The sequence below is a fragment of the Novosphingobium sp. BAM6 genome (assembly GCF_057784955.1).
On the sequence record NZ_JBYNTR010000004.1, the window covers coordinates 17,204 to 33,397 of the forward strand.

A 16,194-nucleotide genomic window follows, 5' to 3' on the forward strand; every position below is an offset into this window, starting at 1 on the left:
GAAAGCGTGCGGCCTTGCGCTTTTCCTATGGCCGGTACGCGGCTATCGCCTTGCCCCATGGTTTCCGCGACTGCTTCTGGTTCTTCTGCGCCTTCTGCGCCCACGCCGATGATGGCGCAGTACCTCACCTTGCGGGAGGAAGCGGGCGACTGCCTGCTGTTCTATCGCATGGGCGATTTCTTCGAGCTGTTCTTCGAGGACGCGAAGACCGCGAGCAGCATTCTCGATATCGCGCTGACCACGCGCGGCGAGCATCTGGGCCAGCCGATCCCGATGTGCGGCGTGCCGGTGCATTCGTCCGAGGCATACCTCGCACGGCTGATCAAGGCGGGCTGCCGCGTCGCCATCGCCGAGCAGACCGAGACGCCTGCCGAGGCCAAGGAGCGCGCGCGCAAGGAAGGCCGGGCGTCGAAGTCGCTGGTGGCACGTGGTATCGTGCGCTTCGTGACGGCAGGCACGCTGACCGAGGAAGCGCTGCTGGAGCCGCGCCGCGCCAATGTGCTCGCCGCCGCCTGCGACCTTCGCGGCACGATCGGGCTGGCCGCCTGCGATATCTCGACGGGGCGCATGGTGCTGGAGGAATGCCCGGCGGACGGTCTTCCCGCCGCGCTCGCGCGCCTGGGCGCCAGCGAGCTGGTGGTGCCCGATGGCTGGGAACTGGCCCCCGAAGGCGCGATCGGGCGTTCGGGTCACGAGTTCTCGTCCGAAGGCGGCGAGGCGCGGTTGAAGGGCATCCATGCCGTCGCCACGCTCGATGGCTTCGGGGCGTTCACCCGCGCGATGCTGGCGGCGGCTTCCGGGCTGATCGCCTATCTCGATCATGTGGGCCGGGGCGCACTGCCGCTGCTGCTCCCGCCCGAGGCGCGTGCGGGCAATGCCGCGTTGGCGATGGACGAGGCGACGCGGGCCAGCCTCGAAATCCTCGAATCAAGTCAGGGCATGCGCAAGGGCAGCCTGATCGACGCGGTGGACCGCTGCGTGACCGGCGCCGGGGCGCGCCAGCTGGCCGAAGACCTTTCCGCGCCGCTGACCGACCGCATGGCGATTGCTGAGCGCCTCGAACTGGTCGGCTGGCTGCATGAGGATGCGCTGCTGCGCGAGGATCTGCGTGCGGCGCTGCGCCAGTTGCCCGACATCGGTCGCGCGCTGGGGCGTGTCGTCGCCGGGCGCGGCAGCCCGCGCGATCTCGGGCAGATCCGCGATGGTCTGGCGGGGGCACGCACCCTGTCCGAGCGCTTTGCCGCGCGTGAGGTGCCGGGTCTGCTCGCGGCCCTGCTGCCGCTGCTCTCGGGCCATGCGGCGCTGGTCGACCACTTCGCACAGGCGCTGGTCGCCACGCCGCCGACCGAGCGCGGACAGGGCGGCTATATCGCGTCGGGCTACGATGCGGCGCTTGACGAACTGCGTGTGACCTCGGGTAACGCTCGCCGCGCGATTGCCGCGCTGGAGGCGAAATATCGCGAGGAAACCGGCGTTTCCGCGCTCAAGATCAAGCACAACAACGTGCTGGGCTATTTCATCGAGGTGCCCCAGCGCCATGCCGACCGGCTGCTGGAGCCCGAAAGCGGCTTCACCCATCGCCAGACGATGGCAGGCGCGATGCGCTTCAATGCGCTGGCGCTGCACGAGGAGGCGAGCCGGATCACCGAGGCGGGCGCCCATGCCCTCGCTGCCGAGGAGGCGCATTTCGAGGGGCTGGTGGCCGAGGCCGTCGCCGCCCGCCGCGAGATCGCCGCGACCGCTGCGGCGCTCGCCCGCATCGACGTCTCTGCCGGGCAGGCCGAGCGCGCGGCAGAAGGTGGCTGGAGCCGTCCCGAAGTGGTCGAGGGCCTCTCGCTGGATATCGAGCAGGGCCGCCATCCGGTGGTTGAGGCGGCTCTCGCGGTGCGCGGCGAGCGCTTCGTCGCCAACGACTGCCAGCTGGCCAGCCATGACCGGCTGTGGCTGATCGGCGGCCCGAACATGGGCGGTAAGTCGACGTTCCTGCGGCAGAATGCGCTGATCGTGCTCTTGGCGCAGGCGGGCGGTTTCGTGCCCGCGAAGGCAGCGCGGATCGGCATGGTCGATCGCCTCTTCAGCCGCGTCGGCGCGTCCGACAACCTCGCGCGCGGACGTTCGACCTTCATGGTCGAGATGGTGGAAACCGCCGCGATTCTCTCACAGGCGACCGAGCGCAGCTTCGTGATCCTTGACGAAGTGGGGCGCGGCACCTCCACCTACGATGGCCTCGCGCTCGCCTGGGCGGTGGCCGAGGCGGTGCACGAGACCAACCGCTGCCGCTGCCTGTTCGCCACGCACTATCACGAGCTTTCGCGCCTTGCCGAAACCTGCGAGGCGCTCTCGCTGCACCATGTCCGGGCGCGCGAGTGGAAGGGCGATCTGGTGCTGCTGCACGAACTGGCGACCGGCCCTGCCGACCGCAGCTATGGTCTGGCCGTGGCGCGGCTGGCCGGAGTTTCGCCCAAGGTCATCAGCCGCGCGAAGTCGGTGCTCGACAAGCTGGAGAAGGGTCGGGCGGAGACCGGAGGGCTGGCCGCAGGCCTCGGAGAACTGCCGCTTTTCGCCGCCGTCGAGGCCCATGCGGAAGCGCCGAAGGACACCCTTCGCGACACCCTGCGCACGATGGATATCGACGCGATGAGCCCGCGCGATGCGCTGGAAGTGCTCTACGATCTCCAGCGCGAGGCGGGTACGGATAGTTAAGGATTGAGGCGTAGCAGGGCTGCATGTTCGGCCCCAAGATCAGAACCGTCTTTCGCAGCCGCTGGAACGCGCTGTTCTGGTCGGCCAGCGTGCTGCTGACCGCCTATTGCTCGATCCCCTCGCCTGACCAGACCTCTGATTCGTCGGCGAAATCCGATGCGGCGGACGCCCGGAAGGTCGCGGCCGCTGTACAGGGTACGAGCTTCGATGCCGGGCCGGATTCGGATACGAAATCAGGTTCCGACAACACCAACCCCTGGGCTGTCAGCACGGACAAGCCCCCGCCGGTAAAGGTTCAGGGCGAGTAAGGCCGAAACCGGCTCAACGGGGGCTAAAGGGCGACAGAGACGGGCTAGAGGCAGGCTAAACCCGATCTGGCAGAGCTAGGGGCCTAGCTGTCGTCGTCCGAGAAATCCTCGTCGGCCACTTGCGCGCGGCCATAGCGGTTTTCGAGATCGTCCATCGTCTCCTCGCCGCGATAGGCGCTCATGTCGACGGTGCCGCTGCGGTCCATCTGGACCATGTGGTCGACCAGATCTTCTTCATCCTCGTCAACCACCGCGCCGCGATTGGAGGGGCTCTTCTCGCTGTCCTCGTCGAGCGCGGCGTTGGTCGGTTCGCGACCGCGTGCCTCTTCGGACACGGCCTGCGCTTGGGTGTCCTGCTCGTCCTGTTCGGTGTTGGTGTTCTCGTGCGCGAGATCGTCGTTCGGGTTGGCCATCGCATATCTCCTTCAGAAGAGACAACGGCCATCCCGGCAAGGGAGTTCCGATCCTTTACCGGGTTGGAACCGGCACCTCGCCTGCATAGTCGTAGAACCCGCGCCCGCTCTTGCGGCCCAGCCATCCGGCCTCGACATATTTGCGCAGCAGCGGGGCGGGGCGATATTTCGGATCGCCGGTGCTTTCGACCAGCACGTTCATGATCTCCAGCAGCGTGTCGAGGCCGATGAAGTCCGCCAGCGTCAGCGGGCCCATCGGGTGGTTGGCGCCCAGCTTCATCGCCGCGTCGATATCCGCGATAGAGGCGGTGCCCGCGCCCAGCACGCCGATCGCCTCGTTCAGCATCGGGCACAGCACGCGGTTGACCACGAAGCCCGCCTCGTCGCCGCACAGCACCACCGTCTTGCCCAGCGACTCTCCGAAGGCCTTCATCTGCGCGACCGTCTCCTCGCTGGTGGCAAGGCCGGGGATCACCTCCACCAGCCCCATCAGCGGCACCGGGTTGAAGAAGTGCAGCCCGCAGAAGCGCGCCGGATCGGGCGAGACGGCCGCCATGCGGGTGATCGGGATCGAGGAGGTGTTCGAGGCGAGGATCGCGTCTGCCGCCAGCACCTTGCCCACGCTCTCGAAGATACGCGCCTTGATGTCCTCGCGCTCGGTCGCGGCCTCGATCACGAGATCGCAATCGGCCATCGCGGCGGTATCGCCCACGGGGGAAATCTTCGTGAGCAGCGCATCGGCATCGCCCTGCGTTACCTTCTCCTTCGCCACCAGCTTGCCGAGCCCTTTGGCGATCCCGGCCTTGCCCGCTTCTGCGCGCTCTGCCGAAATGTCGGCGAGCACCACCTCGATCCCCTTGCCCGCCACCGTCTGGGCAATGCCGGACCCCATGATCCCGGCCCCGATGATTCCGACCTTGCGCATGTAAGTATCCTTTTCCCGAGTAAGCCTCCTGCATCCGCAGAAGGCTTGCGGCACCGGCCCACGCCCCCACCCACCACCCGACGAGAGTATCCTGAACGGGTGGTGGGTGGGGGCGTGGGCCGGTGCCGCACCGTACAAGCTCTTTCCAGCTTGTACGAAGACAATTCACCGGTTCGCGCCGGGCACCCAGAGCACGTCGGCGCGGCCCTGATCGTTGGCGACGCGGGCGAGCACGAAGAGCAGGTCCGACAGGCGGTTGAGATAGGCGATCGCGGCGGGATTGACCGCCAGTTCCTTGGCCAGCGCAGTGGCGCTGCGTTCGGCGGCGCGCACGCTGGCACGGGCGACGTGGACGCGCGCGGCCGCCTCGCTTCCGCCCGGCAGCACGAAGCTGCGCAGCGGTTCGAGCGCCTCGTTCAGCGCGTCGATCTGCGCCTCCAGCCATGCGACCTGCGCCATGGTCACGCGCAGCACCATTTCGGAGGGCGCGAAATCGTCGCCGGGAGCCGCAGGCGTGGCAAGATCAGCGCCCAGGTCGAACATGTCGTTCTGGATGCGGGTGAGGATTGCGGCCCCACCTGCAACATCCCCGGTATCGAGTTCGCGCACCGCCATGCCGATCGCGCAGTTCGCCTCGTCCACCCGGCCGATGGCGTCCATGCGCGGGTGATGCTTGGGCAGGCGCGATCCGTCGACAAGGCCGGTGGTGCCGGTATCGCCGGTGCGGGTGTAGATGCGGTTCAGTCGGACCAAGGGAAATCCCGTGAGCTGGGGAGGAAAGGAGCGATCAGCGCGCCATCGCCAGCAGCAGCGCAACGACGACAACCGCCGCCGCCTGATACTTGATCCGCGCGAACATCATGCGGTTCTGGTGCAACTGGTTGGGAGAAGGCTGGCCGGCAGGAGTGGGATGCTCCAGCTCCTCGCGCGAGGCGCGCAGGAACGCCACGATACCGCGCACCAGACTGACCACCGTCAGCACGACCAGAACGATCAGCACGGGCACGAGCAGCATACGCATGAGGGGAGTGTACGCCTGTGGGCAGGGGATGGCTAGGCAGGGCGGACAAATTTGACGCCTGCGAAGCTGCCGTCGCGCAAGGCTTGGGAACGCAGTGACCTGGCCGGACGGGGTGGGTGAACAGCAATGTCTGTTATAGGTGGGGAGTGGACGTTCTCATAATGCCGTCATCCCAGCGAAAGCTGGGATCGCTCTCGGTCAAACGAGACGGTCGAACAGATCGCACCATCCGGGATTGTGCTTTTCGATGAGTTCGATTTTCCACTCACGCTTCCATGCCTTCATTGCCTTCTCTCGGGCAATGGCGGCAATTATCTCGGCGTGTTCCTCCACCAACACCAAGCGTGTAACGCCATACTTCCGGCAAAATGCTGATCCGCTTCCGGCACGGTGCTGCATCATCCGCAACGCTAGATTGCTGGTCACTCCGATGTACAGAACGCCGTGCGGCTTGTTTGCAAGAATGTAGGTCCAGCCTCCCATCCCGCTATCGTTACATAATGCCGAAAGCGATCCCAGCTTTCGCTGGGATGACGACAGGATTTTAACGGCGGCTACGGGGCGTCTCCAGACCATTCGAATTTGTCCGTCCAGCCTGGTGCATGCTCCCGTGAGCTCATTCCGCATTTCGGCAAGCCATCGGGTGTGCGATCCTGTCTTGCCCAAGCTGGAGGGACGGCTAAGGGAGGCGATGCAAATTGCGGCTGTGTCTGGCGGCGATGCGCGCCTGTTGATAGGGAAATAGCCGGTCTGTGATGCCTTTTTCTGCTTCTGCCATCCGGTACTGGCTGCTGTGTCTGGTCGTCTGCATGGCCGTGTCGGGGGTCGCGTTCGTACATTTCGATCTGGCGATCGAGCGGTATTTCCACCATGTCTCCAAGAGCGTGAAGGGGCTGGAATCGGGTCTCGCCGGGACCGTGCTGATGGCTCTCGAATTCGCGATGATCGCCGCGATGCTGGGGCTGCGCCTGTTCCGGCACCGGTCCTCGAACTTCGAGAAGGCGGTGATCCTGGCCTGCGTGACCTCGATCCTTGCCTACGACGTCAATTCCAACATCCTGAAAGTGGTGTTCGGCGTCCCCAATCCCGCCGATGTGCTGCACGGGGCATGGCACGGCTTCTACTGGTTCGCAGGATCGGAGCATAGCAGCTTTCCGTCGGGACACATGGCGCTGGCCGGGGCTTTCGCGGGTGTGTTCATGCAGCGCTATCGGTGGAGCGCGTGGCCGCTGGGTGCTCTGTTGGCGATCGCCGCGGTCACGCTGGTGGTCGGAGGATGGCACTTCGTGAGCGATGTTCTCGTTGGGACGTTCGTTGGTGTGACGGCGGGTCTGGTGGCCGCAGTCGGCGCGAGCCGCTATCGGTTTCTGGCGCCGACGGGAACGCCTGAGTAGTCAGATACCGCCAGCCCTTCCGGCAACCTTCCTGCTCTCAGCGCCTCGGCCAGCGCGGGGCCGTCTTCCCCTGTGGCGCGGCGGTCGGCCAGCGCTGGAGAGCCGCGCCGCTTGGCCAGTTTGCGGCCATCGGGTTCGACCAGCAGCGGGTGATGGTGCCAGACCGGCACCGGCAGATCGAGCAGCGCCTGCAACAGGCGGTGGATGTGGCTGGCGGCGAACAGGTCCATCCCGCGCGTAACCAGCGTGATGCCGTCCGCCGCATCGTCGAGCGTCGCGGCGAGGTGGTAGCTGGCGGGCAGATCCTTGCGCAGCAGCACGACGTCTCCGAACATCTGCGGCGTGGCGATCTGCGGCCCGGCGACCTCGTCGATCCATTCGAGCTGTCCGGTGAGCGCGACGGCGCGGGCCATGTCGAGGCGCCATGCCGCGCCTTCGGGCGACACCTCGCGGTGGCGGCAGGTGCCGGGGTAGATCGGGCCATCGGGGCCGAGGATGGCGCCCTGTTCGGCAATCGCGGCGGCGATCTCGGCGCGGGTGCAGGTGCAGGGATAGAGCAGTCCCATCGCCTTCAGGCGCTCGCCCGCCTCGGCAAAGCGGGTCAGGTGCGCGGACTGGCGGATCACCGGGCCGTCCCACGAAAGGCCCAGCCATGTCAGGTCGGCAAGGATGTCGGCCACGAAGTCCTCGCGGCTGCGGGCGCCGTCGATATCCTCGATCCGCAGCTGGAACGCGCCGCCGCGCGCCCGCGCCAGATCGTGCGCGACCACGGCGGCATAAGCGTGGCCGAGGTGCAACTGGCCGTTGGGACTGGGGGCAAAGCGGGTGCGGATCACCCGTGCGGGCCTAGCGCGCGGGGGGGAATGGGGGAAGGGGCCTCGCACGCAGCCTTGCCTGTGGATTGTAATCGCGGCGTCATCGCGGTTCGGCTTGACGTGGAGTCCGCCAAGTGCTGGAAAGTGTGCATGCACTGCCATCATACAGTCATAGCGGTCTGCGACAGGAGGCCATGCTCAGATCGGAGCTGATAGAGCGCGCGGCCCGGTTCCGCAGCGCGGAGGATGATCCCTCCCGAAGTCTTTCCGACTGTCCTGCCCTCGTTCTCAATGCGGATTACACGCCGCTCTCGTATTATCCTTTAAGTCTCTGGCCCTGGCAGACCACGATAAAGGCGGTGGTCCTCGAAAGGGTCGATATCGTTTCCAGTTACGACCGGGCGGTGCGCAGCCCCAACTGGACCATGCAGATCCCTTCGGTGATCGCCTTGCGCGAATATGTGAAACCTTCGGAATTTCCGGCCTTTACCCGCTTCAACCTGTTCCTGCGCGATCGCTTTTCGTGCCAGTACTGCGGGTCTCCCCATAATCTGACCTTCGACCATGTGGTGCCGCGCCGGCTGGGCGGGCGCACCAGCTGGGAGAATATCCTCACCGCCTGTGCGCCTTGCAACCTGAAGAAGGGTGGGCGCACGCCACGGCAGGCGCATATGCCGCCGCTGGTCCAGCCGATCCGGCCGACCAACTGGCAGTTGCAGGAACGCGGCCGCGCCTTCCCGCCGAACTACCTCCACGAAACCTGGCGCGACTGGCTTTACTGGGACGTCGAACTGGAAGCGTGAGACGGGAGAGGCCGGGCGATCCGGCGCTCCCCCATCCGAACTCACCCCAGCCCGAAACTTACCCCAATAAGGCTTTCGCCCAGTCCTCGATGGCATCGCCGCTGCCCATCTTCGCATCGATCAGTCCGTCGAGCATGAAGGTGGGCGAGACGTGGATGCCGTTCTGCCGTGCATACTTGCAGTGCCACTTGATCGCCTTCTGGAGATCGGGCTCGGCGAAGGCCTCGGTCACCCGCACGCCGGAATAGGCCTCGATCCGGGCGATGATGTCGTCCGGCGTCGCCTGACGGTTGGGGCCGGTGGCGTGGTGCTCGAACTCGAATTCCTCGCGGTGGTCGGCAACCGCCTGCATCACCTTCTTCGCGGCGGCCTTGCCCTCGGGCAATGTCGAGGCGGCGAGGATGCAGCGCACGATCACGCCCGAGAACATGTGCCAGGGCTGCGATTGCAGGCGGATCTTCACCGTCGCCTTGTCCTCGCCCACCAGCGCCAGGAACGCGTCGAGCTTGTTGAACGCGCGCACCGAGAACGGGCAGGTGGGTTCGAGGAACACCTCGAACGTATGCGGGCCATGGCCCCATTCGAGCGGATCGGCGACGGGCGAAGCGGTCATGCGGGAAGTCTCCTGTGAAGGTCTCCCCATGAGATAAGCATCACCGCGCGAATACAACCCTTTGGTTTAGGGGTATTATGCTTGTGAAAATGCCGGATGGCATTTTCAATTCGGCACCGGCCCACTCCCCCACCCACCATCCGGTCAGGATACTCTCGTCGGGGGGTGGGTGGGGGAGTGGGCTGGCGCCGCAAAATTCGCCTCAGCGAATTTTCAGACAAGCCTCATATCCCCAGCATGTCCGGGCGGAACAGGTGGCGGCGCGAGACGCGCTTGCCCGAGAGCATGAACTCGCCGTCGCCCACGTAGTGTGCGTATTCCGGGGCTCTGGGATGTTCGCGCGCGTCGATGTGCAGCACTTCGAGGATGAACAGGTTGTAGCGCTCCGCCGCGCGATCGTCATGGATACGGCATTCAAGGCTGGCGTGGCACTGCGGCAGCGACGGTGCGGCGACCTTCTGCGAGGTGCTGCGCTCCAGCCGGAAGCGCTCGAACTTGTCGCCTTCCGCGCCGGACACGTTGCCGACGCCGACCACGGTATCGAGCATGTCGGCGGTGGGCACATTGATGACGCATTCGCCGCTGGCGCGCAGCATCTCGTGGCTCCGGTTGCCCTTGGCGACCACGCAGCTGACCAGCGAGGGGGTGAATTCCAGCACCTGATGCCAGCCCATGGTCATCACGTTGTCAGCCCCGCCTGCATGCGTGGTGAGCATCACGACGGGGCCGGGTTCGAGGAACTGGCGGGCATGCGAGGCGGGAACAGCGGTGCGGGTGGCAGTGGTCATAGGGGCGGGATCTCCTGTCCGGGAAGCACCCGGTTCAAGCGATCGCGACGGCACCGGTTTCGCAGGGCAGCGGCCAGCCGGTAGGAGAGCAGGGCGATCCGAATCGGCGCGGTCGCCAGTGCCTTTCAGTGTCCCATTTCAGTGCACCTTCACGTTTCAGTGCACCGTTTCGGGACGTACTTCCCCGCTCTCGCCTTCACCGTCGTTCACGCCGCGGTCGATGGCGGCGGTGATCGCGGTGTCCATCGTCACGTTGCCGACGGTGCGCATGATGTCGGGCAGCATCTCCACCGCCACCAGAATGCCCAGCGGCCACAGCGGCACGCCCATCGCGGCGGCGACCGGCGCGATGTTGAGAATATAGGTGATCGTGCCCGGCAGCGAAACCGATCCGAACGTGGTGATGAAGGCGACGACGACGCCTGCCGCCAGAGCGCCCGCCGAAAGGTGGACGCCCGCGATATGGGCAGCGAACACGGCGGCGCCGACGTTCATCGCCGGGCTGGTCGCGCGGAACAGCGTGACGGCCAGCGGCAGCACGAACTCGGCACTGGTCGCGCGCAGCTCCAGTCGGCGGCACGCGGCGAGCATCGCGGGCAGGCTGGCGAGCGAGGACTGGGTGGAGATCGCCACCACTTGCGCAGGCAGCACGGCAGCGGCAAAGGCGCCCAGCCGCTTGCGCCCTGCCACCATCGCCACCGGATAGGCCAGCAGCAGCATGACAAGGCCGCAACTGGCGACCAGCACGATATACTGCGCCAGCGCGCCGATCGCCTGCATCCCGCTGTTCGCCGCGAGCGTCAGCCCCAGCGCGAAGACGCCGAGGGGCGCCAGCCACAGCACCCAGCCGATCACCACCATCATGGCGCCGGCAATGCCTTCGAACAGCAGTGCTAGCTGGCGGCGCGGCGCTTCGGCCAGACGGGTGGAGGCCAGCGCGAACAGCGCGACGAAGATGATCACGGGCAGCATCGCGTCGTTCGCGGCGGAAGAGACCACGTTGGTCGGCACGATGGTTCGGAAGAAGTCGGCCATGCCCGGCACCTGCTGGGGCACCGTGGAATGGGCAGGCTGGACGAAACTGCGCGGCGGATCGAACGTGGCAACAAGCCCGGTCATCACGCTGGCGCCCACGACGGACGACAGCGCCAGCGTGCCGACGATCCAGCTGAGGGTGCGCCGGGCGATGGCGCCGGTGCTGGCCGCGGCGGCGGTCTCGACGATGCCGGTGAACAGCATGCCCGCCACCAGCGGCAGGATCGTCATCTGCAGGCCCTGCAGCCACAGCGCACCGATGGGCGCGGCGATGGCGGCCAGAGGCGCGATCAGGCTGGTCTTCGCCAGCGCGAGACCGAGTACGAGGCCTGCGGCCAGGCCCGCCAGCGTCAGCAGGCCGGGCACCTTGATCTCCGGCATGCGCCCCGCACTGTTGGAGACGTCCCCGTTCGAGGTGGCGCCGTTCGAGGTCGCGCCATTTTGCGTCGCACTGGTATCGGCGGTCATGCTGGTCCTTCAGGTGCGGTAAACGATCGGTCTGCTTGAGGCCGCCAGCGCATTCTTGGCATCAAGGGGCCCCGTCCCTGCACGGCAACCTTAGCAAGCTTGCGCGCATTGGCAATTTGCCTGAAGGGGCAAGTTGATAGACAGGGGCTATGGACCATCGAAGCGCGTGCCGTTTCGGTGCGCAGGGGCTCTGGCGAGGATCGGGAAGGCGCAAGGTATGGCAAAGCAGTTCTTCGGCACCGACGGCATCCGCGGCCGCACCAACAAGGGTGCGATGACCGCAGCCACCGCGATGAAAGTGGGACAGGCGGCGGGCAAGCGCTTCCTGCGCGGCGCCCATCGCCACCGCGTGGTGATCGGCAAGGACACCCGCCTGTCCGGCTACATGATCGAGAACGCTATGGTCGCGGGCTTTACCAGCGTCGGCATGGACGTGGTGCTGCTGGGGCCGATGCCGACGCCCGGCGTCGCGCTGCTGACGCGCGAGCTGCGCGCCGATGTGGGCGTGATGATCTCGGCCAGCCACAACCCTTACGAGGACAACGGCATCAAGCTGTTCGGACCTGACGGCTTCAAGCTCTCCGACGAGGATGAGTTCGCCATCGAGGCGATGCTGGGGCAGGAACTGGCGCTGGCCGAGAGCGAGGAGATCGGCCGGGCCCGCCGCATCGACGACGCGCGCGGGCGCTATATCCACGCGGTCAAGCGCTCGCTGCCCGAACAGATCCGCCTCGATGGCCTGAAGATCGCGGTCGATTGCGCCAATGGTGCGGCCTATCAGGTCGCCCCTTCGGCGCTGTGGGAGCTGGGCGCGGAGATCGTCGCGGTTGGCGTCAATCCCAACGGCAAGAACATCAACAAGGCCTGCGGCTCGACCCACCCCTCGCTGCTGCAGGAGACGGTGGTGTCCTCGGGCGCGGATATCGGCATCGCGCTCGATGGCGATGCGGATCGCCTGATCGTGGTCGATGAAAAGGGCAAGGTGGTCGACGGCGACCAGATCATGGCGCTGATCGGCAGCCAGTGGGCGATGCAGGGCCGCCTGCGCGGCGGCGGCGTGGTGGCGACGATCATGTCGAACCTCGGCCTCGAACGCTTCCTCAATGGACAGGGCCTGACGCTGGAGCGGACCGCCGTGGGCGACCGCCATGTGCTGGAGCGCATGCGCAAGTCGCAGTTCAATGTCGGCGGCGAGCAGTCCGGGCACATGATCCTGCTCGACCATGCGACCACCGGCGACGGCACCGTGGCGGCGCTGCAGGTGTTGGCGGCACTGGTGCAGAGCGGCAAGCGCGCGAGCGAACTGCTCCACTTGTTCGATCCGGTGCCGCAGCTGCTGCGCAATGTGCGCTTCTCGGGCGGCAAGCCGCTGGAGGCCGAAAGCGTGAAGGCCGCGATCGCCGATGTCGAGGCATCGCTCGCCGGGCGCGGGCGTCTGGTGATCCGTCCCTCGGGCACCGAGCCGGTGATCCGCGTCATGGCTGAGGGCGACGATGCCGCGCAGGTCGAGGCGGCGGTCGCGCAGGTCTGTTCGGCGGTGGAGCAGGCGGCGGCCTGACCGGACACGACCTGAAACGCGCCAGCCGCGCGGGCTACCTGTTGCCCAATGTCCCGCCCCGGCCCGAAAACGTCAGGCCGGGGCAGAGGCTGCGGCTTGCCTCTGGCATAATCGCGAACAATCCGGCAAAAGCGCGCGCTCATGGGCTGCTGCGAGCCTTGACGTGCCGGAGTGCCCTGATGCTGGAAATGAGACCCGATTGCGAACGCTGCGGCACGGCGCTGCCGGCCGAGGCGCCGGGCGCGTTCATTTGCAGCTTCGAATGCACCTACTGCACCGAATGCGCCGATGCGCTGGACGATCTTTGCCCCAACTGCGGGGGTGAACTGGTCGATCGGCCGACGCGTGCGAAGCGGCATCATGATTCGGCGCCGCCGTCAAAGGAGCGTCGTTTCAAGGGGTAAGCTGCTTTCTGCATTGCGTGCGAAAGGTCCGATACGGTCTTTCGCACCAGGCAGGACTATACCTGAGGCTCATGTTGCCATAAAAGTTTCACGGCTGGTCGTACCCGGAAGGGTGCCGTTCAGATTTCCCGTTTTAATGGTTTTTGCCTTGTAGTGTGTTTCGACCGGTTTCGCCGCGGTGGTGGACCGGCCATGATCCTGGCCTTTCCCGACCGCAGGAAAGGGCGGAAGTATCTGTAGAGAGCGGTGTTTCGAGGTCACGCGTGCCTGCCGTCAGTCCCTTCTCTCCTCCTCCGCTCAAGAATGACCCGTCCGAGCCGCCGCGTCTTTCCCTCGTCGTCGCCGAGCCGCGCGAGATCCAGATGATCTCCTCGCGCATGGTGCTGTCGCTGCTGGCGGGCGGTTGCGTGCTGCTGGCGCTGCTGCTTCATGCCGCCGACGTGGAGATCGCCGCCAGGGCGCCCGGAACTCTGCTGTATACCGCGATTTTCGCGGTGCTCGGCCTGTTCCGCTGGCGTACGCGCGGGACCACGCACCGCATCCTGCGGCCGCTGGGCGACATGGTGGAATATGCGGCGCTGTTCATGGTCGTCACGCTGACTTGCGCGATCGCGAGCTATCCGGTCGCGGCGCTCAGCCGTGGCTTTGCCGATGCCGCGCTCCAGCGTGCCGACATGGCGCTCCATTTCGACTGGCTGGCCTGGTATCGCATGGTCGCCGCGCATCCGCTGCTGCAGGACGTCAGCCGCAGCGCCTATGCGATGATCTACGTATCCCCGGCGATCCTGCTCGGCTGGCTGGCCTGGACCGGCCAGCGGCGCGTGGCGCATGACTTCATCGTGGCCGTGTGCCTCGCCGCGTGGATCACGCTGTTCGCCTTCTGGTTCATGCCCGCCGTCGGCCCGTTCGCCTATCTGTGGCACGGGGCGATCCCCTATCTGCCGGTGAGCGACCTGTGGCAGCCGCAGGTGATCCCGCAACTGCGCGCGCATGTCTTCACCGAAGTCGATCCCGGCCATCTCGTAGGCCTCGTTTCCGCACCCAGCTTTCATGCGGCGGCAGCGACGCTGCTGATCACGTTCGCGGCGCGCCAGAAGGTGATCCGCTGGCCGCTGATCGCGATCAACCTGGCGATGCTGCTGTCCACGCCGGTCGAGGGCACGCACTATCTCACCGACATGATCCTGGGCGCGGTCGTCGCCGGGATCGCGCTGCAATTGACCGTGCTGCTGCGCGAATGGGTGGGGGTGCGCGTGCGGATCGGCACGCAGGCCCGAAAGTCCGGCGCGCTGGCGTGAGTGTCGGGGGCGTGAGCGTTCGGGCATGACCGTTCCCCGCGTCCTCTCGATTGCCGGGTCCGACAGTTCGGGCGGCGCTGGTATTCAGGCCGATATCCGCACGATCACGATGCTGGGCGGCTATGCGATGACCGCGATCACCGCGCTGACCGCGCAGAACTCGCTGGGCGTGAGCGCGGTCGAGGTGATGCCTGCCGATTTCGTGATCGCGCAGGCCCGCGCCTGTATCGACGATATCGGCGTGGACGCGGTGAAGATCGGCATGCTGGGCAGCGCCGACATCGCCCACGCCGTGGCCGATCTGCTGGAGCGGACAAGCGTGCCGGTGGTGTTCGATCCGGTGATGATCGCCACCAGCGGGGCGGTTCTGGCCGATGCCGATACCGTCGCCGCGTTTAACCGGCTGATGGCGCGGGCTACGCTGACGACGCCGAACTACAACGAACTGGCCGCCCTCGGCGGCGCACAGACGCTGGTCGCGCGAGGTGTTACTTTCCTTGCCAAGGGTGGTGATGCGCCCGGCGACGTGGTGGAGGACCGACTGGAACGCCCCGGTTTGCCGGCAAAATGCTGGCAGGCGCCGCGTATCGAGACGCGCCATACCCACGGCACCGGCTGCACGATGGCCAGCGCCATCGCCACCGGACTGGGGCAGGGGACGGCGCTGGACGTGGCGATCGAACAGGCGCGCGCTTTCGTTCGTGCCGCGCTGCTGGCCGCGCCCGGCTTTGGCGCCGGGCACGGCCCGCTGGGGCATCAGGCGGTGCGGGGCGTCTCGAACTTGATGTCGTAGAAGTCGCAGACGCGCTTCCAGCCGTCTTCGGCGGTCTCGCACCAGGTGAACAGGTTGAGGTCCGCCTTGTTGATGACGCCTTCCTCGGCCAGTGCCTCGAAGTTGACCACGCGCTCCCAGAACTCGCGCCCGTAGAGCAGGATCGGGATCGGTTTCATCTTACCGGTCTGGATCAGCGTCAGCAGTTCGAAGAACTCATCGAACGTGCCGAAGCCGCCGGGGAACACCGCCACGGCGCGGGCGCGCAGCAGGAAGTGCATCTTGCGCAGCGCGAAGTAGTGGAACTGGAAGGCCAGGCGCGGGGTGACGTAATGGTTGGGCGCCTGCTCGTGCGGGAGCACGATGTTCAGGCCCAGCGATTCCGCGCCGACATCGCTGGCGCCGCGGTTGGCCGCTTCCATGATCGACGGGCCGCCGCCCGAGCAAACCACGAACTGGCGCATGCCCTTCTCGACGATGGCGCGCTGGCTGGCGAACTGGGCGAGGCGGCGTGCCTCGTCGTAATACTTGGCCTTGGCGGCGAGCTTTTCGGCCACCACGCGGCGTTCGTCGCTGTCGGCGGCGGCGACCAGCGCCTCGGAAGTTTCGGGGGAGGGGATGCGGGCAGAGCCGTACATCACCAGCGTGGAGCCGATGTTGGCCTCTTCCAGCAGCATCTCGGGCTTGAGCAGTTCCAGCTGGAAACGCACCGGGCGCAGTTCGTCGCGCAGCAGGAACTCGGTGTCCTGGAAGGCGAGGCGGTAGGCGGGGTTGCGGGTCTGGATCGTACCGCTCTGGGCATCGGCAAAGCCGGCTTCCTGTTCGGCCTTGTAGAAGCGGCGGTTGGACAGGCTCTGCTGTTCGTCTTCGGTCATC

The 16,194-nt window shown here is 66.5% G+C and carries 18 protein-coding genes; 8 read left to right on the forward strand and 10 right to left on the reverse strand.

Going from position 1 to position 16,194, the window contains the following annotated elements; all coding sequences use genetic code 11:
* The first annotated feature begins 57 nt into the window (after positions 1 to 57).
* Positions 58 to 2,703, forward strand: coding sequence for a DNA mismatch repair protein MutS (gene mutS / locus AC3EC3_RS13210; protein WP_488490082.1), 2,646 nt, complete (start codon positions 58 to 60; stop codon positions 2,701 to 2,703).
* 23 nt (positions 2,704 to 2,726) lie between these two features.
* Complete coding sequence (locus tag AC3EC3_RS13215) at positions 2,727 to 3,011, forward strand: hypothetical protein (RefSeq protein ID WP_488490083.1); 285 nt, start codon at positions 2,727 to 2,729, stop codon at positions 3,009 to 3,011.
* A gap of 83 nt (positions 3,012 to 3,094) precedes the next feature.
* On the opposite strand, the gene AC3EC3_RS13220 is transcribed toward AC3EC3_RS13215, so the two are convergent.
* From AC3EC3_RS13220 to AC3EC3_RS13240, 5 genes are all read right to left on the reverse strand, one after another.
* The gene (locus AC3EC3_RS13220; RefSeq protein WP_488490084.1) at positions 3,095 to 3,424 is read right to left on the reverse strand and encodes a hypothetical protein; all 330 of its coding nucleotides are present in this window, start codon (positions 3,422 to 3,424) and stop codon (positions 3,095 to 3,097) included.
* Positions 3,425 to 3,479: 55 nt separating this feature from the next.
* Positions 3,480 to 4,349: a 3-hydroxyacyl-CoA dehydrogenase family protein gene (locus AC3EC3_RS13225; RefSeq protein WP_488490085.1), complete on the reverse strand. Its 870-nt coding sequence runs from the start codon at positions 4,347 to 4,349 to the stop codon at positions 3,480 to 3,482.
* A 165-nt stretch (positions 4,350 to 4,514) separates the two neighbouring features.
* Positions 4,515 to 5,102, reverse strand: a complete 588-nt coding sequence (locus tag AC3EC3_RS13230) for a cob(I)yrinic acid a,c-diamide adenosyltransferase (RefSeq protein WP_488490086.1) — start codon at positions 5,100 to 5,102, stop codon at positions 4,515 to 4,517.
* A gap of 34 nt (positions 5,103 to 5,136) precedes the next feature.
* Positions 5,137 to 5,370, reverse strand: coding sequence for a twin transmembrane helix small protein (locus AC3EC3_RS13235; protein WP_260928687.1), 234 nt, complete (start codon positions 5,368 to 5,370; stop codon positions 5,137 to 5,139).
* A gap of 198 nt (positions 5,371 to 5,568) precedes the next feature.
* Positions 5,569 to 5,853 (reverse strand): GIY-YIG nuclease family protein, encoded by a 285-nt coding sequence (locus AC3EC3_RS13240; protein ID WP_488488223.1) that lies wholly within the window; start codon positions 5,851 to 5,853, stop codon positions 5,569 to 5,571.
* Between the two features lie 272 nt (positions 5,854 to 6,125).
* On the opposite strand from AC3EC3_RS13240, the gene AC3EC3_RS13245 reads away from it, so the two are divergent.
* Complete coding sequence (locus AC3EC3_RS13245; RefSeq protein WP_488490087.1) at positions 6,126 to 6,764, forward strand: phosphatase PAP2 family protein; 639 nt, start codon at positions 6,126 to 6,128, stop codon at positions 6,762 to 6,764.
* Here the strand turns inward: AC3EC3_RS13245 and gluQRS are convergent.
* On the reverse strand, positions 6,728 to 7,600 hold the full coding sequence (gluQRS, locus tag AC3EC3_RS13250; RefSeq protein WP_488490088.1) for a tRNA glutamyl-Q(34) synthetase GluQRS: 873 nt from the start codon (positions 7,598 to 7,600) through the stop codon (positions 6,728 to 6,730). The two genes, AC3EC3_RS13245 and gluQRS, sit on opposite strands and share 37 nt — an antisense overlap.
* Positions 7,601 to 7,773: 173 nt before the next feature.
* Between gluQRS and AC3EC3_RS13255 the strand changes: the two genes are divergently transcribed.
* Complete coding sequence (locus AC3EC3_RS13255) at positions 7,774 to 8,382, forward strand: HNH endonuclease (protein ID WP_260926342.1); 609 nt, start codon at positions 7,774 to 7,776, stop codon at positions 8,380 to 8,382.
* A 58-nt stretch (positions 8,383 to 8,440) separates the two neighbouring features.
* On the opposite strand, the gene AC3EC3_RS13260 is transcribed toward AC3EC3_RS13255, so the two are convergent.
* The 3 genes from AC3EC3_RS13260 to AC3EC3_RS13270 all read right to left on the reverse strand — a co-directional run bounded on the left by AC3EC3_RS13260 (position 8,441) and on the right by AC3EC3_RS13270 (position 11,286).
* Positions 8,441 to 8,995 (reverse strand): DsbA family protein, encoded by a 555-nt coding sequence (locus AC3EC3_RS13260; protein ID WP_488490089.1) that lies wholly within the window; start codon positions 8,993 to 8,995, stop codon positions 8,441 to 8,443.
* A 224-nt stretch (positions 8,996 to 9,219) separates the two neighbouring features.
* Positions 9,220 to 9,783 carry a flavin reductase family protein gene (locus tag AC3EC3_RS13265; protein ID WP_488490090.1) on the reverse strand — a complete coding sequence of 188 codons (564 nt, stop codon included), beginning with the start codon at positions 9,781 to 9,783 and terminating at the stop codon, positions 9,220 to 9,222.
* Positions 9,784 to 9,939: 156 nt separating this feature from the next.
* Positions 9,940 to 11,286 (reverse strand): dicarboxylate/amino acid:cation symporter, encoded by a 1,347-nt coding sequence (locus AC3EC3_RS13270; protein WP_488490091.1) that lies wholly within the window; start codon positions 11,284 to 11,286, stop codon positions 9,940 to 9,942.
* A gap of 217 nt (positions 11,287 to 11,503) precedes the next feature.
* Here AC3EC3_RS13270 and glmM point away from each other — a divergent pair, with 217 nt between their 5' ends.
* The 4 genes from glmM (at position 11,504) to thiD (ending at position 15,339) form a co-directional block, all read left to right on the forward strand.
* Positions 11,504 to 12,844: a phosphoglucosamine mutase gene (glmM, locus tag AC3EC3_RS13275; RefSeq protein ID WP_488490092.1), complete on the forward strand. Its 1,341-nt coding sequence runs from the start codon at positions 11,504 to 11,506 to the stop codon at positions 12,842 to 12,844.
* Positions 12,845 to 13,023: 179 nt separating this feature from the next.
* A complete protein-coding gene (locus AC3EC3_RS13280) occupies positions 13,024 to 13,248 on the forward strand; it encodes a DUF1272 domain-containing protein (protein ID WP_260926349.1) in 225 nt (74 codons plus the stop codon).
* A 263-nt stretch (positions 13,249 to 13,511) separates the two neighbouring features.
* The gene (locus AC3EC3_RS13285; RefSeq protein WP_488490093.1) at positions 13,512 to 14,546 is read left to right on the forward strand and encodes a phosphatase PAP2 family protein; all 1,035 of its coding nucleotides are present in this window, start codon (positions 13,512 to 13,514) and stop codon (positions 14,544 to 14,546) included.
* A gap of 25 nt (positions 14,547 to 14,571) precedes the next feature.
* A complete protein-coding gene (thiD, locus tag AC3EC3_RS13290; RefSeq protein ID WP_488490094.1) occupies positions 14,572 to 15,339 on the forward strand; it encodes a bifunctional hydroxymethylpyrimidine kinase/phosphomethylpyrimidine kinase in 768 nt (255 codons plus the stop codon).
* Here the strand turns inward: thiD and AC3EC3_RS13295 are convergent.
* On the reverse strand, positions 15,303 to 16,193 hold the full coding sequence (locus tag AC3EC3_RS13295; protein ID WP_488490254.1) for an LOG family protein: 891 nt from the start codon (positions 16,191 to 16,193) through the stop codon (positions 15,303 to 15,305). The two genes, thiD and AC3EC3_RS13295, sit on opposite strands and share 37 nt — an antisense overlap.
* Between the last annotated feature and the right edge of the window lies 1 nt (position 16,194).

Bases quoted from the DNA above. Each gene is read 5' to 3' on its own strand.
- mutS (WP_488490082.1), top strand. From the start codon at position 58: ATGGTTTCCGCGACTGCTTCTGGTTCTTCTGCGCCTTCTGCGCCCACG.
- AC3EC3_RS13215 (WP_488490083.1), top strand. From the start codon at position 2,727: ATGTTCGGCCCCAAGATCAGAACCGTCTTTCGCAGCCGCTGGAACGCG.
- AC3EC3_RS13220 (WP_488490084.1), bottom strand. From the start codon at position 3,424: ATGGCCAACCCGAACGACGATCTCGCGCACGAGAACACCAACACCGAA.
- AC3EC3_RS13225 (WP_488490085.1), bottom strand. From the start codon at position 4,349: ATGCGCAAGGTCGGAATCATCGGGGCCGGGATCATGGGGTCCGGCATT.
- AC3EC3_RS13235 (WP_260928687.1), bottom strand. From the start codon at position 5,370: ATGCGTATGCTGCTCGTGCCCGTGCTGATCGTTCTGGTCGTGCTGACG.
- AC3EC3_RS13240 (WP_488488223.1), bottom strand. From the start codon at position 5,853: ATGGGAGGCTGGACCTACATTCTTGCAAACAAGCCGCACGGCGTTCTG.
- AC3EC3_RS13245 (WP_488490087.1), top strand. From the start codon at position 6,126: ATGCCTTTTTCTGCTTCTGCCATCCGGTACTGGCTGCTGTGTCTGGTC.
- AC3EC3_RS13255 (WP_260926342.1), top strand. From the start codon at position 7,774: ATGCTCAGATCGGAGCTGATAGAGCGCGCGGCCCGGTTCCGCAGCGCG.
- AC3EC3_RS13260 (WP_488490089.1), bottom strand. From the start codon at position 8,995: ATGACCGCTTCGCCCGTCGCCGATCCGCTCGAATGGGGCCATGGCCCG.
- AC3EC3_RS13265 (WP_488490090.1), bottom strand. From the start codon at position 9,783: ATGACCACTGCCACCCGCACCGCTGTTCCCGCCTCGCATGCCCGCCAG.
- AC3EC3_RS13270 (WP_488490091.1), bottom strand. From the start codon at position 11,286: ATGACCGCCGATACCAGTGCGACGCAAAATGGCGCGACCTCGAACGGC.
- glmM (WP_488490092.1), top strand. From the start codon at position 11,504: ATGGCAAAGCAGTTCTTCGGCACCGACGGCATCCGCGGCCGCACCAAC.
- AC3EC3_RS13280 (WP_260926349.1), top strand. From the start codon at position 13,024: ATGCTGGAAATGAGACCCGATTGCGAACGCTGCGGCACGGCGCTGCCG.
- thiD (WP_488490094.1), top strand. From the start codon at position 14,572: ATGACCGTTCCCCGCGTCCTCTCGATTGCCGGGTCCGACAGTTCGGGC.
- AC3EC3_RS13295 (WP_488490254.1), bottom strand. From the start codon at position 16,193: ATGACCGAAGACGAACAGCAGAGCCTGTCCAACCGCCGCTTCTACAAG.